This window comes from Streptomyces alkaliphilus, assembly GCF_014141535.1.
Taxonomy (GTDB): domain Bacteria; phylum Actinomycetota; class Actinomycetes; order Streptomycetales; family Streptomycetaceae; genus Streptomyces; species Streptomyces alkaliphilus.
In genome coordinates, this window is record NZ_VKHT01001661.1 from 1 (window position 1) to 549 (window position 549).

The 549-nt window shown below is 71.2% G+C and carries 1 protein-coding gene; it reads left to right on the plus strand.

The genetic code is table 11. The features are described 5' to 3' along the window. Positions 1 to 58: 58 nt before the first annotated feature. A complete protein-coding gene (locus FNQ90_RS26205) occupies positions 59 to 367 on the plus strand; it encodes a DUF6112 family protein (protein ID WP_143622958.1) in 309 nt (102 codons plus the stop codon). Positions 368 to 549: the final 182 nt, after the last annotated feature.

Sequence of the window (549 nt, forward strand, 5' to 3'; positions counted from 1 at the left end):
CCTTCCTTCTCCCCCGCCCCGACCCACCGGCCCGTACGCAAGGAGTCCTGCCGCAGTCATGAGTCCTCTCGCCGAACACGTCCTCCTCGCCTTCGACCCGGGGATCACCCCCAGCGGGGGCGGCCTGCCGGGATTGGCCGTCCTGAAGAACGTCGTCAGCTCGATCAACCTGTTCGGCATCATCGCCGTGGTCGGCGCGCTCGCCGTCAGCCTGGCGGTGTGGGCCTGGGGTCACCACAGCGGTGGTCACCAGGCCGAGGCCAACGGCAAGAAGGGAGCCGTCGTGGCCGCGGGCGCCGCCCTCGGTCTGGGTGCGGCGAACGGCATCGTGGCCTTCTTCTCGGCCCTGGGGTCGCAGGTCCAGTGACGCCGAAGCGATCCCTCCCACTCCCGGGCCGCCGCACCGGCTGGTCGACGGGGCGCCGCGCTCTCGTGCTCGCCGGTGTTCTGACCTGCCTGCTGGTCATCGCCGGGGTGAGTGCCCACCTCACCGGTCGCGACGCACCGCCCTCCTCCCCGCCCTGTCTCTTATACCCATCTCCGAGCCCA

Excerpts from the sequence above, each read along its gene's own strand:
- FNQ90_RS26205 (WP_143622958.1), top strand. The coding sequence starts at position 59 with ATGAGTCCTCTCGCCGAACACGTCCTCCTCGCCTTCGACCCGGGGATC.